21 protein-coding genes are annotated in these 20,373 nt (G+C 71.1%); 12 read left to right on the top strand and 9 right to left on the bottom strand.

All coding sequences use genetic code 11. From position 1 onward, the window contains the following. Positions 1-156: 156 nt before the first annotated feature. Together ABGB01_RS41020 and ABGB01_RS41025 are read right to left on the bottom strand one after the other, a co-directional pair. Positions 157-1,017, bottom strand: a complete 861-nt coding sequence (locus ABGB01_RS41020) for a mechanosensitive ion channel family protein (protein WP_347779309.1) — start codon at positions 1,015-1,017, stop codon at positions 157-159. A gap of 560 nt (positions 1,018-1,577) precedes the next feature. Further along, the gene (locus ABGB01_RS41025; protein WP_132604302.1) at positions 1,578-1,862 is read right to left on the bottom strand and encodes a hypothetical protein; all 285 of its coding nucleotides are present in this window, start codon (positions 1,860-1,862) and stop codon (positions 1,578-1,580) included. Positions 1,863-2,135: 273 nt separating this feature from the next. Here ABGB01_RS41025 and ABGB01_RS41030 point away from each other — a divergent pair, with 273 nt between their 5' ends. The 5 genes from ABGB01_RS41030 (at position 2,136) to ABGB01_RS41050 (ending at position 8,139) form a co-directional block, all read left to right on the top strand. After that, positions 2,136-3,695, top strand: coding sequence for an XRE family transcriptional regulator (locus ABGB01_RS41030; RefSeq protein ID WP_347779311.1), 1,560 nt, complete (start codon positions 2,136-2,138; stop codon positions 3,693-3,695). Then, positions 3,692-4,180 (top strand): GNAT family N-acetyltransferase, encoded by a 489-nt coding sequence (locus ABGB01_RS41035; protein ID WP_347779313.1) that lies wholly within the window; start codon positions 3,692-3,694, stop codon positions 4,178-4,180. The genes ABGB01_RS41030 and ABGB01_RS41035 overlap by 4 nt, the downstream gene beginning before the upstream one ends. Positions 4,181-4,543: 363 nt before the next feature. Further along, entirely contained in the window at positions 4,544-5,764 is a 1,221-nt protein-coding gene (locus ABGB01_RS41040) for a DMT family transporter (protein ID WP_347779315.1), read from the top strand. A gap of 269 nt (positions 5,765-6,033) precedes the next feature. Beyond that, positions 6,034-7,671, top strand: coding sequence for a tetratricopeptide repeat protein (locus ABGB01_RS41045; protein ID WP_347779317.1), 1,638 nt, complete (start codon positions 6,034-6,036; stop codon positions 7,669-7,671). A gap of 15 nt (positions 7,672-7,686) precedes the next feature. After that, complete coding sequence (locus ABGB01_RS41050) at positions 7,687-8,139, top strand: hypothetical protein (protein WP_347779318.1); 453 nt, start codon at positions 7,687-7,689, stop codon at positions 8,137-8,139. A gap of 28 nt (positions 8,140-8,167) precedes the next feature. Here the strand turns inward: ABGB01_RS41050 and ABGB01_RS41055 are convergent, their stop codons facing one another. Then, complete coding sequence (locus ABGB01_RS41055; protein WP_347779320.1) at positions 8,168-9,094, bottom strand: zinc-binding dehydrogenase; 927 nt, start codon at positions 9,092-9,094, stop codon at positions 8,168-8,170. Between the two features lie 78 nt (positions 9,095-9,172). On the opposite strand from ABGB01_RS41055, the gene ABGB01_RS41060 reads away from it, so the two are divergent. Genes ABGB01_RS41060 through ABGB01_RS41070 form a run of 3 tightly spaced genes read left to right on the top strand, consistent with a single transcriptional unit; the run spans position 9,173 to position 11,341 of the window. Continuing rightward, complete coding sequence (locus tag ABGB01_RS41060) at positions 9,173-9,799, top strand: helix-turn-helix domain-containing protein (protein WP_347779321.1); 627 nt, start codon at positions 9,173-9,175, stop codon at positions 9,797-9,799. A gap of 16 nt (positions 9,800-9,815) precedes the next feature. Then, positions 9,816-10,601: a hypothetical protein gene (locus tag ABGB01_RS41065; protein WP_347779322.1), complete on the top strand. Its 786-nt coding sequence runs from the start codon at positions 9,816-9,818 to the stop codon at positions 10,599-10,601. Then, positions 10,598-11,341 carry an MBL fold metallo-hydrolase gene (locus tag ABGB01_RS41070; RefSeq protein ID WP_347779324.1) on the top strand — a complete coding sequence of 248 codons (744 nt, stop codon included), beginning with the start codon at positions 10,598-10,600 and terminating at the stop codon, positions 11,339-11,341. Before ABGB01_RS41065 ends, ABGB01_RS41070 begins: the two co-directional genes overlap by 4 nt. On the opposite strand, the gene ABGB01_RS41075 is transcribed toward ABGB01_RS41070, so the two are convergent. The 4 genes from ABGB01_RS41075 to ABGB01_RS41090 form a co-directional block, all read right to left on the bottom strand. Then, a complete protein-coding gene (locus tag ABGB01_RS41075; RefSeq protein ID WP_347779326.1) occupies positions 11,322-11,756 on the bottom strand; it encodes an NUDIX domain-containing protein in 435 nt (144 codons plus the stop codon). The genes ABGB01_RS41070 and ABGB01_RS41075 overlap by 20 nt on opposite strands. Beyond that, positions 11,749-12,489: a YbgA family protein gene (locus ABGB01_RS41080; protein ID WP_347779327.1), complete on the bottom strand. Its 741-nt coding sequence runs from the start codon at positions 12,487-12,489 to the stop codon at positions 11,749-11,751. Before ABGB01_RS41080 ends, ABGB01_RS41075 begins: the two co-directional genes overlap by 8 nt. An 81-nt stretch (positions 12,490-12,570) precedes the next feature. Further along, positions 12,571-13,227 carry a DUF47 family protein gene (locus tag ABGB01_RS41085; protein ID WP_347779328.1) on the bottom strand — a complete coding sequence of 219 codons (657 nt, stop codon included), beginning with the start codon at positions 13,225-13,227 and terminating at the stop codon, positions 12,571-12,573. Positions 13,228-13,253: 26 nt separating this feature from the next. Continuing rightward, positions 13,254-14,210 (bottom strand): inorganic phosphate transporter, encoded by a 957-nt coding sequence (locus ABGB01_RS41090; protein WP_347779329.1) that lies wholly within the window; start codon positions 14,208-14,210, stop codon positions 13,254-13,256. 341 nt (positions 14,211-14,551) lie between these two features. On the opposite strand from ABGB01_RS41090, the gene purU reads away from it, so the two are divergent. Further along, positions 14,552-15,406, top strand: coding sequence for a formyltetrahydrofolate deformylase (purU, locus tag ABGB01_RS41095; protein ID WP_347779331.1), 855 nt, complete (start codon positions 14,552-14,554; stop codon positions 15,404-15,406). A gap of 6 nt (positions 15,407-15,412) precedes the next feature. Here purU and ABGB01_RS41100 read toward each other — a convergent pair whose 3' ends face one another. Both ABGB01_RS41100 and ABGB01_RS41105 read right to left on the bottom strand, forming a co-directional pair. Beyond that, positions 15,413-16,063 (bottom strand): DUF6461 domain-containing protein, encoded by a 651-nt coding sequence (locus ABGB01_RS41100; protein ID WP_347779332.1) that lies wholly within the window; start codon positions 16,061-16,063, stop codon positions 15,413-15,415. A 144-nt stretch (positions 16,064-16,207) separates the two neighbouring features. Further along, positions 16,208-18,265, bottom strand: coding sequence for a prolyl oligopeptidase family serine peptidase (locus ABGB01_RS41105; protein WP_347779334.1), 2,058 nt, complete (start codon positions 18,263-18,265; stop codon positions 16,208-16,210). A 281-nt stretch (positions 18,266-18,546) separates the two neighbouring features. On the opposite strand from ABGB01_RS41105, the gene ABGB01_RS41110 reads away from it, so the two are divergent. The 3 genes from ABGB01_RS41110 to ABGB01_RS41120 are packed head-to-tail and all read left to right on the top strand — an operon-like array spanning position 18,547 to position 20,152. Next, positions 18,547-19,053 (top strand): HNH endonuclease, encoded by a 507-nt coding sequence (locus tag ABGB01_RS41110; RefSeq protein ID WP_347623960.1) that lies wholly within the window; start codon positions 18,547-18,549, stop codon positions 19,051-19,053. A 44-nt stretch (positions 19,054-19,097) separates the two neighbouring features. Further along, positions 19,098-19,892, top strand: coding sequence for a GNAT family N-acetyltransferase (locus tag ABGB01_RS41115; RefSeq protein WP_347779335.1), 795 nt, complete (start codon positions 19,098-19,100; stop codon positions 19,890-19,892). Positions 19,893-19,948: 56 nt separating this feature from the next. After that, a complete protein-coding gene (locus tag ABGB01_RS41120; protein WP_347779336.1) occupies positions 19,949-20,152 on the top strand; it encodes a zinc ribbon domain-containing protein in 204 nt (67 codons plus the stop codon). Positions 20,153-20,373: the final 221 nt, after the last annotated feature.

Here is a 20,373-nt window from a genome sequence, read left to right on the forward strand (position 1 = left end):
GGTCCTCCCAACTCATCGTCGATCTTCACGTAGAGTGCGGTGAGAAGGGTCTCGATGTCGTTCGTCACAAAACGATCATGGAGGCCCTTCCCCTATGCACCGCAAGCCTTCGGACTTACTCGTCTAGGGTGTGCCTCGTGTGGTGGTGCATCGCGCTCACACCGCGACCATGGTGACGCCCGCGTCGTCGAGGGCCGCCTTGACCCTGATGCGCATCTCCCTGGCCACCTCGGCCTGCTCGTTGGGCAGCGTCTTCGCGGTGATGCGGAACACCACCGAGCTGTCGGAGAGCTGCTCCACGCCGAACACCTGCGGCTGCTCCACGATCTTGCTCTCGCGCAGCTCGGGGTCGGCCCAGACCTCCTCGGCCAGGTGCTCGAGCAGCACCCGCACGCTGACGATGTCGGCGTCGTAGGCCACCGGCACGTCGACGTAGGCCCGCGACCAGCCCTGCGACTCGTTGCCGACCCTGGTGATCGTGCCGTTGCGGACGTACCAGACGCGCCCGTCGGCGTCGCGCAGCCGCGTGATGCGCAGGGTGACGGCCTCGACGGTGCCGACCGCGGCGCCCACGTCGACCACGTCGCCCACGCCGTACTGGTCTTCGAGCAGCATGAACATGCCGGCGATGAAGTCTTTCACCAGCTCCTGAGCGCCGAAGCCGATGGCCACCCCGAGAATGCCGACGCTCGTCAGCAGGGGAGCGATCGGGATCGTCAGCCGGTCGAGCACGGTCAGCACGGCGGTGCCCAGGATGACGATCGAGGCGACGTGCTTGAGCACCGAGCCCATGGTCTCGGCCCGCTGCTTCCTGCGTTCGCGGAGCAGCGCGTCGATGCTGTCGGTGGCGGCGCCCCTGCGGAACCGACGGGTGATCGAGCTCTTCGCGGCGGTGCGATGGACCAGCCGCGTGATCATCTGATGCGCGATCTTGCGGAGGACGAGCGCCAGCACGACGATCAGCACGATGACGATCGCGCTGGCCGCCATGGGTGCCCATACCGCATTGTCGAACATCCCGACGAGGGTAGAGCAAACAGGATCCTTGGTACAGATCCCGGCCATGTCCTGGACGACCTTCTCCGGATCAGGCAGCCCGCTCGACGGTGAGGCGGGCGGTGGCGACGGCGTCACCAGCAGTAACAAAGGTGGATCCCCCTCCAGAAGCGGTTCGGTCGGGCTCTTTGGACCGTTGCGATCCAAAATACCGCCGACCGAACCGCCCGCCGTCACATCACGCCGGGGAAGACGGGGTCGCCGGCTCTCTGGGCCGCGGAGGGAGAGAGCGACGCTCCGATGACGGACGGCTCGGCAAGGGACAGGCACCCGGAAGCATGTCCCGTACCGGTTCCGGGAGGGATCCCCCCCAACACCCGCCCGGCGGACCGGGAGGGTGGCTTCGCGGGTACGGCGTGCGGGCCGTACCGGCCGCAGTCAGATGTGAGGCCAGAACCGGCGGAGTGACCAGGACCCCACAGGTGCGGGACCCTCCGCACCGGTCACTCCGCCGGCCCTGTGATGCCGCCGTGGATGCGGTGCGCCGCGGTGGCTGCGCTCCACCCGGCCCACCGCGTCGATCATTCGGCCACGGCGGCCAGCACGCGGGCGACTTTCGTCGCGGCACCGGCCGGGTCGTCGGCCGTGTGCATCCGTTCGCCCCAGGACCAGCAGTACCACCAATCCGGCATATCGGACACAGTGGCCGGCCTGCAGGTGACGTTCTCGGACAGGCTGGTCGCGTTCGGGTTGATGACCCGTACGAACCTGCGGCCGCTCTGGCTCTGGACCACTCGTGCGAGCAACCCGTGAGCGCCCAGTTCGGATACGAGTCGCTCCAGGTGCTCGAAGTCGTCGTCCCCCACCGTTAGTCCTCCCTACCAATCGCCGCTGGTGCGCCAAAGATGTCTCATGTCAACGGCGAACGCAACGAGCTTGAGTGGCTACAGGGAGTTGCTCTTCTCCCGAAGGATGGAAGAAACAGCCCCCGGGAGGACGATCCTTAACCGGAGGTCGGCGGAAGGCGTTTTCAAACCCGTCGTCTCTGGTTCATAGTCATGGGTAGGCGGACAGCGATCTGAGAGCTACGCTGAGTCACCAGTTGCGGACCGGTCGAGACGTGTTTGGAAGGGGCCGGGATGTCCGGCAGACAGCACAGGGAGACGGAGATCGCCCGGCGGATCAGGGCCAAGGGCCTGGCCGCCGGGCGCACTTCGGCCCAGATCGCGGATGAGATCCACGAGGCTTGCGCGTCGCAGTTCAGCACGACCCGCATCAAGGCGCACCGGTTGTCCTACGGGATCGCCTTGGCCGATGTCATCGAGCAGGTCAGGGCCCTGTTCGAGCGCGACTCCAAACCGACGCCGGGCATCGGCGAGACCCTGCTCTCGGCGTACGAGAGCGGGCTGAAACGCCCGGGGCCCGAATACCTCCACTACTTGTGCACGGTCTACCGTGTCGAGCCCGCCGCCCTCGGCTACGACGGGCCCTGCATCTGCGGCCACGGCCACGCGCACCGGGCGGTGGGGGCACTCGGCGGCTCCGAGTCCAAGGACCCGCCGCCGCTGCTGCCGACGGAGCGTGAGCTCAACATCCAGCCCATGGTCACCGAGCCCGAGGCGCAGGAGGACGAGAACATCCTCCGGCGCACGATGTTAAACCTGCTCCACACCGACACGAACCTCAACACAGCCCTCGACGGGGTCGTGCTCGGAGCGTGCGAGGGCATCAGGCGGCGCATGGACGAAACCCTCGTCTCGGCCACGGTCTCCGCCGCGATGCTCGATCAGTGGGAAGAGGCGACGCTCAGCTTCGGCCGCCAGTACACGACCACGGCCCCCCTGAGACTGCTGTGCGACGTGCTGCTCGAGCTGAGCGCGGTCCGTACGGCGATGTCCCGCCGCCAGCCCATCGACCTGCAGGAACGATTGTGCAGGATGGCCGCCCAGCTGTCCGGGCTGAGCGGCATGATCATGATCAACCTCGGCGACCACCGCCTGGCCCGCTCGTTCTTCCGCACCGGGCGCACCGCGGCCGACGAGACCGGCGACCGCGCGTTGCGCGCCTGGATCACCGCTCGCGAGTCGCTCGTTCCCCTCTACTTCGGCGACGCCCGTGAGGCGCTCTCCCTCGCCAAGAAGAGCCGCGACCTGGCCGGCTCGATGCCGTGCGCCGCGCAGGCCATGGCCCCGGTCGTCGAGGCCAGGGCGCTGGCCATGATGTCGGGGGGCGACAGCAAGAAAGAGGTCGTCGACCAGGCCAAACGCGCGCTGTCGAGGGCGCGCAGCGCCTTCTCCCACCTGAAGAGCGAGGACCAGGAGGACGTCGCCTTCGGCTACACCGAGAAGCAGCTCTACTTCTACCAGGGCGACGTGCTCACCAAGCTCGGTCAGACGATCGAGGCGGAGGTGGTGCTCGGCCAGGCGCTCACCAAATACCAGGACCACATCCTCGACCAGACGTTGATCAGGCTCGACCAGGCCCAGTGCCGGCTGATCGACGGCGACGTCCACGAGGCGCTGGCGATCGGCACCAAAGCGCTGCGCCTGGTGGGCGACGAATATCTCACCGACTTCATCGTGCGGCCGGCGCTGGCGCTCGAGCAGGCGATCGCGTCCCGTGACGCCGACGCCCCAGGGCTCGAGGACTACCGCGCCGAGTTGCGGCGATCGCGAGCCCAGCTGAAAGGGGGCGCATGAAACTGAAGATCCGGCGCTATCGATGGTCCGATCTCGACACCGTCCTCACCCTCCATCAGATCTGCCTGGCGCAGGTGGGTCTGGTGCCCGGCGACGGCGTCTACTACGACGACGATTTCCCCCGCATCCAGGAGATCTATCTGGCCTGCGGCGGAGACTTCCTCGTCGGCGAGATCGACTCCCGGGTGATGGCCATGGGCGGGCTGAAACCCGTCGACACGTGCACGGCCGAGATCTGCCGGCTGCGTGTCCATCCCGGCTTCCAGCGGCGTGGCTTCGGTGAGGCCATGCTCGTCACCCTGCAGCAGCGGGCCGTGGAGCTCGGCTTCGAGCGCGTCAGAGGCGACACCACGCTCAACCAGGAGGCCGCTCTGGCGCTCTACGCGCGCCAGGGGTGGCGCGAGCTCTCCCGGCACAAGGTGGGCGCGCTCGTCGTGGTCAACGTCGAGAAGCTGCTGACCACGGGCGTGCCCCTCGACCGCTAGCACCCCCGCTCGTCCGGCGGCCCCACCCATCCCCCTCCGGGGCCGTACCCCTCCTTGGGTGAGCATTCCCCGCACTTCCGGAGCTTCCGGCGTGACTTCTCCGCCGGCTCGTCTCGTCACTCAGAGTGACGTACGGCAGTCTCGTGAAGTGGACGATTGCGGATGATCAGCCTGACGAATCTGTCGGTGACGACCGACTCCCGCCGTCGCGGATAAGGAAGTACGAACCCGCGGGTGAGGCTCTTAACACCGAGTTGTAGAGGACCATCACCGGCTGCTCACTGTACACCTATGGCTGCGAATAGTAGTGAGATGCTTTGGGGCATGGCAGTCTTGCCCGCTCCCCGCCCCCTCCTGGGAGCTGTGCTTCTCTTGTTCGTCAGCGCCGCCTGGGGGTCGGCCTTCCCGCTGATGAAGGATCTCATCGGCCGTATACCGGTCGAGGATCTGCTCGCAGAGCGTTACGTCCTCGCGGCGCTGACGCTGCTCGCCATCAGGCCCGGCTGCCTCGGGGGTCTTCCACGGGTGACGTGGGTCTACGGAATCATCCTCGGGGTCATGTTCGGGGTCGGGCAGGTCGGGCAGGCGGTCGCCCTGCACGGGCTGCCGTCGGCGGTGTCCGGGTTCGCCGTGGGCTGCAGCGTGGTGATCACGCCGATCCTGGCGCTCATCCTGCACAAGACGAGGGTGCCGCGGCGCATCTGGGCCGGGGTCGTGCTCGCGCTGGCCGGCATGGCGGTGTTCACGCTGCTGCAGGAGATGGAGGAGCACGAGGTCTCGGTGCTCGCGCTCGGCGTCACGCTGGCCGCCGCCGCCCTCTACTCCGGCCACACGCTCCTGCTCGCACAACTGTCCAGCCGCGGGGTGGGTTTCCACGCGTACGCGCTGACCGTGATCCAGTTGTTCACCATCGGGCTGCTCACGGGCGGATACGCCGTGCGCGACGGGATCGTGCTGCCGACCGGCCCGCACGACTGGTCGGTCCTGGCGCATCTGTCGGTGGTCTCGTGCGCGCTGGGCTTCCTGGCCCGCTCGTACGGCCAGGCGCACGTGCCCGCCGTGCCCAGCGCGATCCTCATGTCGTCGCAACCCGTCTGGGTGGCCGCGATCGCCGTGATCTGGTTCGACGAGGCGATGGGTCTGAGCATGGTCGTCGGGGGCGGGTTGATGGCCGGGGCGATGTTGCTCGCGCTGCCGGGCAGGTCCGCCGCCCTGCGTCGCGGGCGTGGCCGTCGCGATCTCCTCGCAGACGCGACCAGGGCCGCCGCCACAAGGCTCGCCGACCTGAGAATCAAAAGGGTCGATCCACTGCGGCTGGACGGCGCCCCGTCGCCGATCATCGCCAAGACCGCCTGTGAGGACGTCGCGTCGTGTCCCTGGCACACCCGCTCGCTCAAGGGCGGGGGCGAACCGAGCCTGGAGCGGCTGATCGAGCGGGCAACCCTCATCGTCAGGGCCCGCAACCTGCCTCAGCCCGGCTGCTGCCAGTCGGTCACGCTCCTCGGCAAGTGCCTGTGCGACTTGATGGAGCAGTCCGAACGGACGCGTGCCACAGGATTGCACCGCTGGTTTCGCTCCCAATAGGTTACAAATACCAATCAAAAGGCAAGTGCTTGTTATCCGTTAATCCACCACTTATTCTGCCTGAACCTTGATATTCGGTGGGGTGCCTTAATAATGGAGGATTATCCCCGAGTGGAGAGGTGCATCATGAAGCGCATCATCGTCCGCAAGCCTGGCACCGTGAGGCTCGCGGGGACCTCCAGCGTCATTCACAAGGGGTGACCGGGGCGAGGTCCCACCACAGGGTTCCGGGCGAACCATATGCCCGGACAGGGCTCGCGCGACTGCTGATGCCGGTGATCGACGGGCATCGGCGGCCGCGTGGCCCGTACACCGTCGCCGCCGCGCTGTTGCGGCACCTGGTGCCGTCCGTTCTGGAACGCTCCAGTGCCCTCGTGGCGGCGTACGACATCGAGATCAGGGCGGCCGCGCCCGAGCTGGCCGGGATCGTGCCGGCCGCGCGAGTGACGATCGACGCCGGGCTGTCCGAGGAGGAACGTATCCTCGTGCCCGCGCCCCGGCGCACGCTGCGGCTGGCCAACGGGCTCACGGAGTTCTTCCACGCCGCCGTGCCTCCCGGGCGGGCGCTCGTGGTGAGCAACGCCGCCGAGGCCGATGCCACGGACGTCGAGCTGCTCGAGGTCATGATGCGGCGGATCTCGCCCGCCCTGCTGGAGATCACGGTGTTCTCCGGCGGGCCGCCGCACCCGCCCGACGACCGCGACGCCGACGAGCTGCGGGCCGTGGTGGACCGGTGCGTGCGGGAGGGGTTCCTGCACGCCGTCGCCGAGGTGGGCGAGCTCGGCATGTCCCGCACCGAGCCGGGCAGCGCGCTCTGGTGGCGTTTCGCCCAGCGTACGGCGACCGCGCTGGCCGGGATCGACCGCGCCGCCGACGCCCTCGCGGTGTGGGAGCGGGTGCGCGAGGTCAGCCAGGACCCGGCGATGCACGCCGCCGGCGCGTACGGCACCGCCATGCTCGACGCCCGCCACCGCGACCCCGCCCGCCGCGACCTGGTCAGGGCCAGGAAGTGGGTCAACGAGGCGATCGCCATCTCCACCCTCCTGCCCGACCCCCTGGAGCGGGCGTTCAAGCTCGGCTTCGACCGCAACGGCCTGGCGCTGATCGAGCTGCGGCACGGCCGGCTCCACGCCGCGCTGTCGCTGGTCGAGTCGGCCATCGAGCTGGCGGGTGAGCTGGGGGAGCGGCACCCGCTGCACCGGATGGTGCTGCTGGCCAACCGGGCCCAGCTGCTGGCCTCGCTGGGGCGCCCCAAGGAGGCGCTGGAGGACTACGCCGCCGCGATCGCCGTGGATCCGGCCTTCCCCGACTACTACCTGGAGCGGGGGAACCTGCTGTTCGGGCTCGGCCGACACGAGGAGGCGCTGGCCGACTTCGAGCAGGCCATGCGGGCCGGGCCCCCGCTGCCCGAGGCGCACTACAACCGAGCCGAGCTGCGTACCGTGCGGGGCGACGTCGACGGGGCGCTGGCCGACCTGGGCCGGGTGATCGAGCTCGACCCCACGTACGTGGACGCCTACATCAACAGGGCCGGGCTGCTGGCCGCCGCCGGCCGCGACGACGAGGCCAGGGGAGACGTCGAGGCCGGGCTCGCGCTGGCGCCGGGCAACCCGCACCTGTTCACGGTGCTGGGCCAGCTGGAGACGGCGGCGGGGCGGCTCGCCGAGGCCAGGGTGGTGCTGGACCTGGCCGTCGAGCGGGCTCCCCGGCTGGCGGCCGCCTGGGGCAACCGGGGGGTGCTGCGCTTCACCGCGGGAGACGTGGAGGGCGCGGCCGAGGACCTGTCGCGGGCCATCGAGCTCCAGCCGCAGCCCGACCTGTACGCCAACCGGGCCGTCGCCCTGCGGGCTCTGGGGCGCGACACCGAAGCGGAGGCGGACGAGCGCCGGGCCGTCCTGCCGTCCTGATGGGACGATGAGCTCATGACGGGGCGTGTGGGGCGGGCTGCCGCAGTGTGCGCCGCCCTCGGGGTGTTGTGGTGGGCCACCGTACGCCTGGCGTGGGCGGGTGTCGGCTGCGACGACTGGGGATGCCTGGTGCCGGCCATCGGGGTCGTCGTACTGATCTCGCTGGGCCTGCTCGCCTGGTCGGTCCACGCGCTGGAGCGGGTCGGCGTGCGGCCCGGGCGTCGGGTGGCGCTGGCGGCGGCCGGGGTGCTGGTGGCCTTCCGGCTGGCCGGAGAGTCGCTGCCCTCGTGGACGTCGTCGTTCGCGCACGTCGTGGCGGCCGCGCTGGCCTTCGGCGGGGCGGGGGCCGTGGGGGCGTTCGTGACGGAGAGGGGGGTGGCGCGGCGGTGGCGGGTGGCCGCCGTGCTGGCGGTGGTCGCGCTCGTTCCCGTCGCGCTGGCCGTGGCGGTGGTGCGGTCCGGCGCTTGACCCGTCCCCCCCACGCGGCCGCGTGGCGTCAGATGCGGAGCAGGGTCTTGCCGGTTACGCCGCGCGCCTCGATGGCGGCGTGCGCCGCGGCGGCCGACTCCAGGGGGAACGTCGCACCGATGATGGGCCGCAGGCGCCCGGCGGCGGCCAGCGTGAGCGCCTGCCGGGCCAGCTCGCGCATGTCCGTCGCGGGCCAGGCGATCGCCGTCACGCGGGGGCCGGGCTTCGTCATCGGGCCGCCCGCCATGCCGTACACGCTGATCCTGCCCCCGTCCTTGAGCAGCTCCTGCGCGGCCGCGCCGGTCTCGCCGCCGACGCCGTCGAAGACCACGTCCAGCCCGCCGGTGGCCGCGCGGACCAGCTCCGTCCAGCCTGGGTCGGTGTAGTCGACGGTCAGCTCGGCCCCCAGGCCGGCCGCGAGGTCGCGCTTGGCAGCGCTGCTCGCTGCGCCGACGACGCGGGCTCCGGCGTCGCGGGCGAGCTGCACGAGCAGGCTCCCCACGCCACCGCCCGCGGCCTCCACCAGCACCCACTCGCCGGGCCGGGGCGCCGCGGCGGTCGCCAGGCCCACCGCGGTGCGCCCGTCGGCGAGCAGCGCCACCGCCGCCTCGGGCGACAGGCTCTCCGGGATGGGGATGAGGTCGCCGGCTCCGGCCACCGCCAGCTCCGCGTAGCCTCCGTAACCGCCGAGCGTGCTCACCACCCGCGTGCCGGCCAGCGCGGGGTCGACGCCTTCGCCCGTGGCCTGCACGGTGCCCGCCACGCCGTTGCCCAGGATCGCGGGCAGCTCGGCCGGCCACGGCCCGCGACCGCCCCGCACCTGCGTCTCCACGAACGTGATGCCCGCCACCATGACCTTGATCAGCACCTGCCCAGGCCCGGCGACCGGATCGGGCATCTCCTCCAGGACCAGCGCCTCCGGCCCTCCGCACTGCCGCACCACCATCGCGCGCATGTCTCGACCTTCCTTAATCGGAGCGCTTCGCTCCGACAAGCTTAACGGAGTAGTCCGCTCCGGAATATCCTGGACGCCATGAGCAGACGCGGCCGGCAGGCCGAGGCGGCGCGCAACGATCTGCGCCTGTTGCGGGCGGCGCACGAGGTGTTCACGACGCAGGGGTTCGACGCACCGGTGTCGGCCATCGCCAAGCAGGCGGGCTTGGGCATGGGCAGCCTCTACCGCCGCTACCGCACCAAGGAGGCGCTGCTCCAGCGCCTGTGCCTGATCGCCATGGAGCGGGCCGTGGCGGCTGCGCAGGAAGGGCTGGCCGAGGCCGATCCGTGGGACGGCCTGGTCCTGTACGTACGCACGTGCGTGGAGTTCCGTTCCGGCGCGCTGGCCCCGATCGCGGGCACCATCGAGGTGACCGCCGAGATGTGGCGGGTGGCCAGGCTGGCGGAAGAGACCGCTGACCGGCTCGTCGCCAGGGCGCACGAGACGGGCGTGCTCAGGAGCGACGTGACGGCGCTGGACATCTCGCTGCTCATGGAGCAGTTCAGCCGCCCGGCTCCGGGCCCGCCCGACGACGGGCATCGCAAGGTCAGGGACCGCCTGCTGGCCATCGCGCTCGACGGCCTGCGCGCGCCCGGCGCCACCGAGCTGCCAGGAGACCCGCCGAGCGTCGAGTGGTACGAAGGTCGATGGGGGAGTGCGCCGTAGGTCTACGGTGGGGTGCGTGTCGTTCAACGAGTTGCTCCGTGACCTCGATGTCAGCGCCAGTGTCCAGGCCGCGGGCATCAGACGCGGCTACGGCGGGCCGCCCGCCCGCCAGGTGAGCATCCGGTCGGGCATGGCGCGCCTGCGCTGCGCCTCCCTGCTCAAGCCCCTGTACGCGTGGGTGAGCGCGGGCCGCGTCACCGAAGAGCGGTGGCGCCGCCACGCCGAGCCCGCCGTGGTCATCTCGTCGAACACCGACACGCTCAACCTGTGGCTGGCCGTCGGTCCCGGCGTCATCCTCGACGACATCCGCCGGCGCACGGGCGTGGCCTGGTCACCGCCGAACGGAGACCCGTCCAGGTTCGGCTCGGTCGAGGTCGCCGCCGACGAGGTCGCGACCGCGTACGCGGCGCTCGCCCAGGCCGGGGCGGCCGGAGATCCGGCCGCCGCGACCGTCATGGAGTGGATGCGGCAGGTGGAGGGGGCGCAGACGTTCGGAGCGCGCGAGGCGACGCGCTCGCCGGAGGCAGCGGTCAAGTGCGGCTGGTACGGCGCCCCCGACGAGACCTGCCTGCGCACGCACGCCGTGACCGTCCTGCCCAGGGGCGGCACGCGCACCACCGTGGCTGTGGCGCTGACCGCGCTGCCCTACACCGGTCCGCGCGAACGCGCGGTCTACCAGGAGCAGGTCAACCAGGGCCTGTCCGTGGAGGCCGAGCACGAGAAGGTGGCCGGCGCGCAGCTGCGCGGGCTGCTGGCGGCGACGCTGGCGGAGCTGGGCCACTCGTCGGGTGGCGACGCGTGAGGTTCACGGTTCTCGGCGGATGCGGCGCCTGGCCCGCGGCGGGTCAGGCGTGCAGCGGGTACGTCGTCGAGGAGGAGGGCTTCCTGATCTACGTCGACCCCGGCTACGCCACGCTGCCCAGGCTGCTGGAGCGCCGGCAGGCCGGCGAGGTCGACGCGGTGCTGATCACGCACGGTCACCCCGACCACTGCGCCGACCTCAACCCGCTGCTGCGCGCCCGCGCGCTCGCCGGGCGGCCCGTTCCCCCGCTGCCCGTCCACGCTCCGCCGGGCGCGCTCGACGCCGTTCTGGCGCTGGACGGCCGGCGCATGCTGGCCGGCAGTTTCGTGGTGCACGAGCTGGCGCCCGGCGTTCCGCAGGAGCTCGGGCCGTTCCGTCTCGACTCCTTCGACCTGCCGCACCACGTGCCCAACGCAGGGCTGCGGCTGAGCGGCGGCGGCCGGGTGATCGCCTACACCGGCGACACGGGACCGTCCGGCTCCTTGGTGGCGTTGGCGAAGGACGCGGACCTGTTCGTAGCAGAGGCGACATATCCGGAACGGGTGCCGAATGAGGATGCGCCTTACCTGTCCAGCGCCCTCGACGCGGGCCGCACCGCGGCGTCGGCCGGCGCGGCCCGGCTGCTGCTCACCCACCTGTGGCCGGACACCCCGCCCGAGCCCGCGCTGGAGGCGGCCGCCACGTCGTACGACGGCCCGCTCGAGGTCGCGTCCGCGGGCGTCACCGTGGATCTGCCGTGAGCGCCGCCACGACCTCGGCCAGCAGGGGAGGCTCGACCCCCTCTGGCAACTCCTCGGCCCAGGCGTAGCCACGGAAGACATGGCGCTCCTCCTCCGTCAGCGCCTTGGGGACCACCTCGGGACGGACCTCGTCGAACACCGCCAGGAAGAACGGCTCCGCCTTCACGTACCGGACTCCGAGCCACGAGAAGTCGCGCCCGACCTCGACGCATCTGCCGGACACGGCCGAGCCCGGCAGCCCGGTCTCCTCGGTCAGCTCGCGCCTGGCCGCCTCCAGCGCCGTCTCGCCGGGGTCGATGCCGCCGCCCGGCGGCTCCCAGACGTCCACCCGGCCGACCGGGTCGTACCAGTGCATGAGCAGCACCCGGCCGTCACGGTCGAGACAGACGACGCGCGCCGCGGGGCGATCACTCACGCTCTCCTGTGGGGTGCTCATCCGGAAAGAGACTATCCAGGGCGTTCCGCAGGCCGTCGGGGTAGGGCGCGAAGTACGTCTGGCCGCGCACGTAACGGGTGGCCCGCCGGTGCAGTAGCCTCGCGGGATGGCTCAACGGCGCCCGGCCCGCCTGGTAGGCGTCGATGGCGGCCAGCGCCTCGTCCCGCCTGGCCGGGTCGAGGCCGAGCATGCCGAGGCAGTGCTGCAGCACGTTGACGTTCTTGCCGACCGTGGCGGGGGTGGCGAGGGCCCGCCGGAACACCTCGGCGTACTCGCCGGCCACCTCGCCGAGCGGGCGGGCGCCGGCCCCGGCCACCACGCGCCCGGCCTGGCGGTATCGCGCGGGGTCGTGGGCGAGCACCTGCATCTTGTGCCGGGTGTGGAACTCGATCAGGTCGCGCGGCCCCCAGTCGCCGTCCAGCAACGTACGCAGCCTGGCGTGTGCGAAGATCCGCTCCGCGAAGCCCGCCAGCGCCCGCGCGTCGTCGCCGGCCACGAGCAGCGGCAGCGCCTCGCCGCCGCCCGAGCCGCCGCCCGAGCCGCCGCCCGAGCCGCCGCCCGAGCCGCCGCTGTCGGCAACGCGGCCGTCCACGCCGATCTCCCCGGTCGTCCGGCTGGGCACCCACTCGACGTACGGTCCGAGCACGCCGGCAAGGAGGCGGTCGGCCGCCGGAAGACGGTCGACCGCCACGCGAGGCCGTACGGCGGGCATGTTCACAGTGGAGCCCGGGGGCACCGGGCCGGGCAACCAACCGCGGGAAGATCAATGCCGGTCTTCGCCAAGGGCGGAGCCTCAGCGTTTCATCGCGCCGTCGGCGATCGCGTCGGCGGCGTCGCCGATGGACACGCCCACGATCTCCAGGCGGCGCACCAGCTCGCGCTGCTTCATCGCGTCCGCGGTGAGCTCTCCCGAGAAGATCCGCGAGATCTCGTACTGGTACATCCGCCGGATGGCCCCGCCCGCCTTCTTCGCCTCCAGCGCGTCCTGCACCACCGCGGAGGGCCGGGAGGCGAGGTCGCGGACGGCGTTCTCCAGGGCGTCGATGCCGACGATGACCTGGTCGAGCAGGGGGGTGAAGCGGATCTGGTCGGGCACCCGGTAGAGATGGGACTCGCGCACGAAGTCCCGCAGCGAGTCGAGCACGTCGTCGATCGAGCGCGACAGCCTGAACAGGTCCTCGCGGTCGATGGGCGTGACCAGGGCCGTCTTGAGCTCGTCGACGAGCCGGGCCCGTTCCTCGTCGCCGAGATGCTCGATCGCGCGCATCTGCTCATGCGCGCCCGTCCTGCCCACCTCACCGCCGATCATGGCCATGGCCAGCCACGCGCCCTCCTTGGTGGCTTCCAGCTGCCCGAGCAGCGCCTCCGTGAGCGCGCTGTCCATACGGCCGGTCATGAGGTCGCGGATCCGCCGCAGCCGCTTCACGACCCGGCCGCTTTCGATGCGCAACGGCGCTCCAACGCTCGTCCTCCCTTTCATGACAGTTCCACGCTCGCGATCCCCTTCACCATCGACGCCAGTGTCCAGCCGAGCAGCCCGCTCGCCGGCAGGGTCAGCAGCCAGGCCACAACGATCTTGACGGCGGCGTACCAGCGGACCCGGCCGCCGCCCTGCGCGACGCCCGCGCCGATGAGCCCGCCGGCGATGGACTGGGTCATGCTCACCGGCATGCCGACGCCCGCGGAGGCGATCACCGCCGTGCCGGCGGCCAGCTCGGCCACGACTCCGTGCGGGGGCCGGGAGGCGATGATCTCGCGGCCGAGCGTGCGGCCCGCCTTCGGCAGGCCGTACAGGGTGCCGAGGCCGAACAGGACGGCCACCAGCGACGTGTACGCCGGCGGCGCGTCCGAGAAGCCCAGCGCGATCATGAACACGGCCAGCATCTTCTGGCCGTCGTTGGCCGCGTACGCGAGGGTCTGGAGCAGGAAGCCCGCCCAGTGCCAGCGCGGCAGCGCGCGCGCCGTGGTCACCGAGACCAGGACCCGGATGAGCGCCCAGGCCAGCAGGCCTCCCACGATGGGAGCCGCCAGCCCGAACGCCAGCACCAGCCCCACCGACCCGGCCGAGACCGGCAACCCCCAGCCCAGCCCCGCACCGGTGAGACCGCCCACGACGGCGAGCGTGAGGCTGGTCGGCCGGCCTTTCGCGCTGAGCACGGTCACCACGATGAGCGCCGAGACCACCGCGGACGTCATCGCGAGCCGCCCGCCCGGCTCGTCGAAGGTGGCCAGCCTGGTCACGAACGTGAGCGCCACCTGGTGCGTTACCAGCGGAACCAGCGCCACCATCAGCACCAGCACGAGAACACCGGTCGCGGGGCGCACCGTGGGCAGTTTGAGGCCCGTCGCCAGGACGGCGCCGCCGTCGTTGACCCCGGAAACGACGGCGAACAGACCGGCGACCACGATCAGCACGACGGCGTCCAACGGCAAGCGCTCCATCCCGGCCCGCCCTGCCCGGGCGGGGCCACCTCGATCCACTCACGGCACTCATGGCGGAAAGACGACTGCCCCGTGACCCCCGGCTACAGTCTTTCCTTGATGACCAAGAACTACCCGCGTTCGTGTGGAAGATGGATGAAGATCCAATTATCAGGGTGTTCGCCCGGCTGAAGGCTGTGGGGTCAACCCCTGCTCAACCGCCTGTGACCGGACACTTCGCCACACCCGACCGCACATTGGCGGCAGGTACTCTCGGACGTGGCCGCCACGGTTGTACGCTGCCTGCACCGACCGCAAGGCGCCCGCTGACCCCACGCCCGCGAGAGTGAAGCATGACCGATCCCGCCGAATACATCCTGACGTTGTCGTGTCCCGACCGGCCCGGTGTGGTGGCCGCCGTCTCCGGCCTGCTGGCCGGGCGCGGTTGCACCATCATCGAGAGCCAGCAGTTCGGAGACCGGGCCGCCCAGCGGTTCTTCATGCGCGTGCAGTTCGCCGGCCCGCTGGGGGAGGACGAGATCACCAGCGCCTTCGCCGCGCTCGCGCCCGACTTCGGCATGGAGTTCAGGCTGCGCGACGTGGCGAGAAGGCCGCGGGTGCTGATCATGGTCAGCAAGTTCGACCACTGCCTGAACGACCTGCTCTACCGGGTGCGGGCCAAGTCGCTCGACATCGAGATCGTCGCGGTGGCCTCCAACCATCCCGACCTGCGCCCGCTCACCCAGGCGCACGGCATCGACTATCACCACCTGCCGATCACGCCCGAGACCAAGGCCAGGCAGGAGGCCGAGGTGCTGGCGCTGGTCGAGCACTATCAGGTCGACCTGGTGGTGCTGGCCCGCTATATGCAGGTGTTGTCGGAGGAGCTCTGCGAGAAGCTCGCGGGCCGGGCCATCAACATCCACCACTCGTTCCTGCCGTCGTTCAAGGGAGCCAGGCCCTATCGCCAGGCGCACGACCGCGGGGTCAAGCTGATCGGCGCGACCGCCCACTACGTGACCTCCGACCTCGACGAGGGGCCGATCATCGAGCAGGAGGTGGCCAGGGTCAACCACAGCCACTCGCCCGACGACCTCGCGGCCATCGGGCGTGACGTGGAGTGCGTGGCGCTGGCCAGGGCCGTCACGTGGCACGCGGAGCAGCGGGTGCTGCTCGACGGGCACAAGACGGTCGTCTTCCCCCGCTGAGCTCTTCTAGGGTTCGCCGATGGCGCCGACGAGCAGCGGGCCCGACAACAGGCCGGCGGTGAACTCCACCCCGGTGATCCGGGCCGCCAGCAGGAACGCCCGGGCCAGGCCGTTGGCCGACATGTCCTCCCACCGCGCCTCCCACCCGTCGTCATCCTCCTCGGGGGCCAGCCCCACCTCGCGCATCAGCTCGTTGAGCCGGTCCTTGTCATCGCCGTGCCGCTCGCTGGGCATGATGGGCCGGAAGGTGGTGACGACGGCGCCGTCGACCGCGTAGCTGAAGTCGTCCTCCGCGTAGTCGTGCCTGCTGACGGTCACCACCTCACAACCCTGCGAGAGCGGCGCGATGGCCTCCGGCAACGTCGCCGTCCAGCCCGACGGCTCGATCCCGACGCACCACTCGCCGAGCGGGACCACGCCGATGTGACCGCCGCCGTCACCCCCGGCGGTCTCCTCGACGAACGCGTGGACCTGCTCGTCCAGCTCGTCGAAGCTCATCTCCCTGCCCGGCGGCCCGGCCGGGCCGAAGCGGCGCAGCACCTCGGCGGGGCCCAGCCCGCGGAAGAAGGACACGCAGAAGATGTCGCCCAGGGGGTTGCCCGGGTCGCCGTCGGCGGCCTGGAGCCAGCGGTAGGGGGCGAGCGGATCGTTGGTCATGCCCCGGATCGTGGCAGGCGCCACCGACAAAACCCGTCAAAAACCCGTCAGGGCCTCCCACGGCCCCTGGCAGGTCGCCGACCGGCAAGAGCGCTGGGGGCGGCCTCGACCGTGTCCGGCCCCCACGCGCTCATGCCGCCGAGGTCACAGGCCGGTGTGCCGTGCCAGGAAGGTGAGCGTGTCGGCCGACAGGTCGACCGTCCTGCTCACCGAGCGGGCGCCGTGGCCCACCTCCGTCTCGTTGCGCAGCAGCACGGGACGCTCGCCCGTCGTGGCGTGCTGGAGCGCCGCGCACATCTTCCACGCGTGCATCGGGTGCACGCGCGTGTCGGACTGGAAGACGGTGAAGAGCGTCGCGGGATAGGCGACCCCCTCGTTGACGTGGTGGTAGGGCGAGTAGGCCCGCAACCAGGCGAACTGCTCGGGGTCGTCGGCGGAGCCGTATTCGACGTTCCAGGTGGCGCCGAGGCCGAACTTCTCGTACCTGATCATGTCGAGCAGCGGCGCGGAGCAGACGACGGCGGAGTAGAGGTCGGGGCGCTGCGTCAGCGCGGCGCCCACGAGCAGGCCGCCGTTGGAGCCGCCGGAGATGCCGAGCTGCTCCTTCGTGGTGACGCCGGTGGCGATGAGGTGCTCGGCGGCCGCGTGGAAGTCGTCGAACACGTTCTGCTTGTTGGCCAGCATGCCCGCGCGGTGCCACTCTTCGCCCTCCTCGCCGCCGCCCCGCAGGTTGGCGATGGCGTAGACCCCGCCCGCCTCCACCCACGCCAGGATCGAGGCGGAGTAGCCGGGCGTCATGGAAAGGCCGAAGCCGCCGTAGCCGTAGAGGATCGTGGGGCGAGGGCCGGAGGCCTCGCCGGCCGGAGAGATGATCAGCATGCGGACGTCGGTGCCGTCGTGAGACTGGTAGACGACCTGCGAGGTGCGCACCTCCGGCACCTCCACCGCGCCGGGGGAGGCGGCCCAGAAGGTGGTCTCGCCGGTGCGGGCGTCGTAGCGCTGGATGGTGGGCGGCGTGGTGTTGTCGGTGTAGCCGAACCACGCCTCGTGGCCGCCTTCGGGACGCTCGGCGATGCCGCCGATGGAGCCGAGGCCGGGCGCGGGCACCTCGCCGACGCGCTCGCCGGTCTCGAGGTCGTGCACGGTGATCTCGCTGATGGCGTGGCGGGTCCAGCCCACCAGCATGACCGGGCGCTCGAGGTCGTCGAGGATCGCGAAGTCGCTGAGCACCGCCTCGGGATCCTCGGGGACGAGGTCACGCCAGGTCTCGAACCCCGGCGCGGCCGGGTCGGCGAGGCACACCCTGCCCCGCGGCGCGTCGCGGTCGGTGTGGACGTAGAGGCGGCCGTCGCGGCCGAACACCAGCGCCGACTGCGCGTCCACGCCCTCCTGCACCACCCGCAGCTCGGGCCGGTCGGCGGGGGACTGCGTCAGGTCGGCCACCCAGATGTCGTTGCGCGGCGCGGTGCCCTCGTGCGCCGAGACCTGCAGCCAGCGCCCGTCACGCGAGACGGAGACGCCGTAGTAGTTGGTCAGCTTCAGGCCCTGCCCGAAGATCATCGCGTCGTCCTCGGTGGAGGTGCCGACGCGGTGGAGGTAGACGCGGCGGTGGAACTGCGTCTCGTTCTCCGGCACCTCGGTGCTCGGCAGCCGGCGCACGTAGTAGAACGCCTCCCCGCCGGGCAGCCAGGCGACGGGGGAGTAGCGGCAGCGGTCGATGGGCCCCTCGACGCGCTTTCCCGTCGCGACGTCCATGATGTAGAGGACCGACTCCTCGTTGCCCCCCACCGAGATCTGGTAGGCGAGCAGGCGGCCCTCCTTGTCGGGCTGCACCGCGTCGAGCGTGGTCAGGCCGGAGGGGTCGATGTCGATGGGGTCGATCAGCGCCCGCTCGGTGCCGTCGGGTTCGACGACGTAGTAGACGGCGTGCTCCTGGTCGGGGGTGCGGCGCGAGAAGAAGTGGCGCCCGCCGCGCCAGGCCGGCACGCCCACCGAGCCCGACCTGAGCAACTCGGCGATGCGGCTCTTGAAACGTTGCGGACCGCGCTCCCGGCCGAACAGCTCGGCCTGCGCGAGCAGCCATCCCTTGGTCTCGGGACCGTCGGGGTCCTCGAGCCACCGATAGGGGTCGGGCACGGGTGTGCCGTGCAGGATGTCACTGGTTTCTTCGCGTCGTGCGGTCGGGTACGGCTCTCGCGTCATGCCAGGAACCCTATGCCAACGGGGATGCGTAAAGCGCTGGTCGAGCGGGCATAAAACGTACCGTGCGTCCCTTTAGTCAGTCCGCCGGATGCTTTTGGGGTGGCGGGGACCACGGTGCAAACGCCAGACTTGGTGACAGGACGGTGCCGTGGTGACCATCCGCTGGGCCGTCCGGCGGAGGTCCACGTGACGGAAGCACGAGTGCCCCAGGAGGGCCCGACAGGCGGGACATGCCGCGGCATGTCCCCTTTGATACGCGCGCAGCAGGGAGAGGCCCGATGATGCGCCAAGTCCTGCTGCTCAACGCCACCTACGAGCCGCTGACCACCCTCTCGCTGCACCGGGCCATCGTGCTCGTGCTGCGGGAGAAGGCCGACGTCGTGCACCGCGACGGCCGGGGCGCGGTGCTGCGTTCCGCGAGCCGTACGCTCGACGTTCCTTCGGTGATCAGGCTTCGCAGATACGTCCGCATTCCCTACCGGTCGCGCATCCCTCTGACCAGGGCCGCCCTCATGCGACGCGACGACTACCGCTGCGCCTACTGCGGGCAGCGGGCCGAGACCATCGACCACGTCATCCCGCGGTCCAGGGGAGGCACGCACACCTGGGAGAACTGCGTCGCCTCCTGCACGACCTGCAACCACAGGAAGGCCGACAAATACCTGGAGGAGCTGGGGTGGACGCTCCGCGTCAGCCCGGCGGTGCCACGGGGCGCCCACTGGAGGCTCATCGGCGCCTCGCTCGTCGGAGACCCGCAGTGGGCGCCCTACCTCGAGGCCGCTGCCTGAAAGGTTTTGATGCGAGGGTTCGCGTCCTGACACCATGAGCAGGCATGTGGACCTTCACCTCAGAGGTTGAGGAATACGCCGCGGTCGCCGAGCCCTTCCTGCTCGGCGACCCGGTGCGCAACACCGTCCCGCTGACCGTCCTCGCCAACCTGCGCGCGGGCATGCCCGCCAAGGACCCGCTCTTCGGCTGGTGGACGGTGGACGGCGAGGTTCGCGGCGCGGTCTTCCGCACTCCGCCGCATCCCATCGGCATGTTCTCGATGCCCGTCGAGGCCGTCGCACCCCTGGTCGAGGCGCTCGACCGAGAGCTGCCCGCGCTCGTGGGCCCCGTCGAGCTGACCTCCGAGGCCATCCGGCTGCTCGGGAAGCCCGGCAGGGCGGTTTCGGAGCGGCTCTACCGCCTCGGCACGCTCACCATGCCCGACGTGCCGGGCCGGGGGAGGGTCGCCGTCCCCGGCGACTTCCCGCTGCTGGTGAGCTGGTATCACGCGTTCCACGACGAGGTGGAGATGCCCGCGGCCGACCTGGCCGAGCGGGCGGCGCAGCGGCTGGCGCGCCGCGAGCTGTTCGTGTGGGAGGTGGACGAGGCGCCGGTCTCGTTGGCCGGGCTGTCACCGGCGGCCGGCGGGGTCTGCCGCATCGGGCCCGTCTACACACCGCCTTCGTGCCGCAGGCGCGGCTACGGCGCCGCCGTCACGGCGTTCGCCAGCCAGACGGGCCTGGCCGAGCGGTGCGACCATGTCGTGCTCTTCACCGACCTCGACAACCCGACGAGCAACGCCATCTACCAGGCCATCGGCTACGAGCCGGTGTCCGACTACGCGCATCTCACCTACTGACGGCCGGGCGCGGCGGCCCTTGGTGCCCGCACGGCCGCCGGAGGTAAACTCGGCGCATGCCGCGATACGACTTCCGCTGCCGCGCGTGCGACTCCACGTTCGAGGTTTCCCGCTCCATGTCGGCCTCCAACGACCCGGCCACCTGCCCCGAGGGCCACGACGACACGGTGAAGCTGCTGTCCACGGTGTCCATGACGGGCGGCGCGGCCGCACCCCAGGGCGGCGGCGGTTGTTGTGGCGGAGGCTGCTGCTCCTCCTGAGCGTCACGCCCCGGTGGCGTATACGGGGTCGCGCTCGGCCGGGTGCGCGTGGCGGCCGCCGGCCTCGCTTGCCCGGGCTGCGCTCCGGCGTGCTGGTCGAGCAGTCCCACGCTGGTGGCCGTCCACAGCCCGTCGTGGACGCCGGCGGGCAGTCATCCGTTTCCAGCGCCGCCTAACGCCTGTGACGGCCGACGACCTGAGCTTCCCGGCGTAGTGCCGGT

Origin of the sequence: Nonomuraea sp. B5E05, assembly GCF_039880665.1 — a bacterium.
In the GTDB taxonomy this organism is placed as follows: Bacteria; Actinomycetota; Actinomycetes; order Streptosporangiales; family Streptosporangiaceae; genus Nonomuraea.